A 2,542-nucleotide genomic window follows, 5' to 3' on the forward strand; every position below is an offset into this window, starting at 1 on the left:
TCAGAAACGAAAGTTGAATTCGAAGCCGACGAAAAAGCCCTAAAAACCAGTCTGCCGATGGAAAAGCGTCACGATTTTTTCCTGATATTCAAGGAAGCCCTCGCCAATGCCGCCCGCTACGCCAAGGCCAGTTCCGTTCAGGTGAAGGTCGAGCATCCACCGGGGTATATCCGCCTCACCATCCGGGACGATGGCCGGGGCTTCGACCCCGCCTCTCCGCCAAAAGCAAAGGGGGGTAATGGCTTGAAAAACATGGAAAACAGGGCCGCTAAGATTGGGGCTGAGCTTAAAATCGAGTCCGCGGCGGGCCAGGGTACCTGCGTAATTTTGGCACTACCCGTCCCTTAGCCATCCCCCTTCTATGGGAGAGTATCCCGGCTGATGCGAGTTTACCTTTGTTTGTTTAAGTTTCAATAAATAAAGGTAAATTTATGATTAACGCTATTTCGCTTCAAACCAACTACTCACCCAGCCGGGTACCCACCATGTCAGACATCAAAGTCCTGCTGTACGAAGACAACACCATGCTCCGGGAGGCGCTATCTTTCATGATTGGCGGCACCGATGGCTTCGAACTGGCCGGGGCTTTCGGCGATTGCCTGGATGCCAACCGACAGGTGAGCAAGTTACAGCCCGATGTAGTACTGATGGACATCGACCTACCCGAGCGCGACGGCATCACGGCCCTGACCGACATCAAGCGACGCTACGCCCACGTGGACGTGCTGATGCTCACCGTCTTCGACGACGACGACCGGGTTTTCGAATCTCTGAAAGCCGGAGCTACGGGCTACTTGCTCAAAAAAACGCCCCCAGCCCGCATCATGGAGGCTATTCAGGAAGTGTACAACGGCGGGGCACCTATCACTCCATCCATTGCCCGGCGGGTACTTCTGCACCTACACGACACCCCGGTGCCCGCCAGTGGCCTGAGCAAATTGACCGACCGCGAAATGCAGGTACTCGAATTCCTGGCCGAGGGCAACAGCTACAAAATGGTTGCCGACCTCTGTGGCATTGGCATCGAAACCGTCCGCACCCACATCAAGCACATCTACGAAAAACTCCAGGTACATTCCGTAACCGAAGCCGTCGCCAAATTCTGGAAAAAATAACGGTCTTCTCCTGCCTCCTCGTTAGCAAACTAAGTCTCCCTTCCTCTTCTTATTAATACCATTTCCAAGCTGTTCTCTTCACAGCTGCAGCCTGACGTATAAGTGTATTCGTTCTGTGCGACCAGGTAGAAATACCTGGATTCCCCATCCCCCTTTCATGGGATTTTATGGCCTTCCCTTATTCCTGAAATTTGCAAGGTAAGGTTTAGAAGTATTCTGCCGCAGGAGTTGCGCTCCTCATTCCCAGGTATTTCTGCTCACATTAAAATCCCCTGAACCATGAATGCCACCTCAGTCAATCAGAATTACGACTACGTACACATCGGCAGCTACGAATACGAGCTTCCCGAAGACATCCTTTACTGCGAAGGTGATCGCAACTACAGCCACGTGCACTTTGTGGATGGCCGCAAAACTTTCGTATCCACTACGCTGGGCATACTCGAAGCGCGTTTGGCCCGGCGGGGTTTCCGGCGCATCAACCGCTCCTATCTGGTCAATGCCGACCAAGTACTGCACCATGATCGGGACGAGATCACGCTGATGAACGGCATAACCCTGCCCATCGCCCGGCGACGGCGGGTCGCGGTACGACAATGGTTGACTGCAATGGGGTCAAGTACCAACAAGCTGTGTAAGTACCCTTTGCTGAGCGTCTTCGGGCTGCTATTTTTTACTCAATGCAGCTTTGGGCAGATCAGGATATCAGATGTACCCCTGATCGCTTCCGGTGCGAGGCACGCTATTCCGCTGAGTCAACACGGCTACCGGAAATCACACTACTCGGTGCTGGTGAAAGTACGCCTGGCTGGTGACACCATATATCACTCCATCCCCGGCCAATTGCCTGGCGGACACTCGCTGAGCTTCCTCCACAAGTCAGGTAGGAAAAAACAGGGTGACACGCTATTCGTCATTCACCGCTGGGGCGAGAAAGCCATCGCGTTGGAAGAAATATGGGTGCAAGTCTTCCACAAAAACGACCACCTGATGTACGACCGCTTGATTTTTGGGCAACCTGATCGGGGATTTGCCAGATCGGTTATCGCCAGCTATTACAACGAGCGCACCCTACGCGGAACAATAGCAAAGGGAATTAAAAGGGAATTCAGCGCACCTATGTCCATGCCCTCTTCTCAGAAAATGACGGAGGCAATAAATGAGATTGCCCTCTGGCAAGACAAACCTTAACAACCAATTTTTTTTACACAATTTTTTCACTAAAACTCTATTAGCCATGAAAAAGTCATTGATTATCCAGTTCAGTTTGTTGTCGTTATTGGCGGCAACCTTTGCAGGCTGCGAGAAACCTATACCTCCCCCGATCGGCGGTACAACAGATACGCCCGCCAACCTCTTTATTTCCACCGTCCTTCCTTCCTATGGGGGTATGGGCGACTTCATCCAGATCGACGGCAGCGGCTTCT

General features: G+C 52.3%; 4 protein-coding genes. All 4 read left to right on the forward strand.

The window, feature by feature from the left end; all coding sequences use genetic code 11:
- Window positions 1-348 (forward strand): sensor histidine kinase (locus ACEW8P_RS06000; RefSeq protein WP_373512195.1); only part of this gene is annotated, 348 nt, incomplete at its 5' end.
- An 83-nt stretch (window positions 349-431) separates the two neighbouring features.
- Window positions 432-1,115 (forward strand): response regulator, encoded by a 684-nt coding sequence (locus ACEW8P_RS06005; RefSeq protein ID WP_373512196.1) that lies wholly within the window; start codon window positions 432-434, stop codon window positions 1,113-1,115.
- Between the two features lie 279 nt (window positions 1,116-1,394).
- Window positions 1,395-2,306 carry a LytR/AlgR family response regulator transcription factor gene (locus ACEW8P_RS06010; RefSeq protein WP_373512197.1) on the forward strand — a complete coding sequence of 304 codons (912 nt, stop codon included), beginning with the start codon at window positions 1,395-1,397 and terminating at the stop codon, window positions 2,304-2,306.
- A gap of 46 nt (window positions 2,307-2,352) precedes the next feature.
- Window positions 2,353-2,542: hypothetical protein (locus tag ACEW8P_RS06015; RefSeq protein ID WP_373512198.1), on the forward strand; the 190-nt coding region annotated here is incomplete at its 3' end.

Source organism: Persicitalea sp. (genome assembly GCF_041751555.1).
Lineage (GTDB): Bacteria > Bacteroidota > Bacteroidia > Cytophagales > Spirosomataceae > Persicitalea.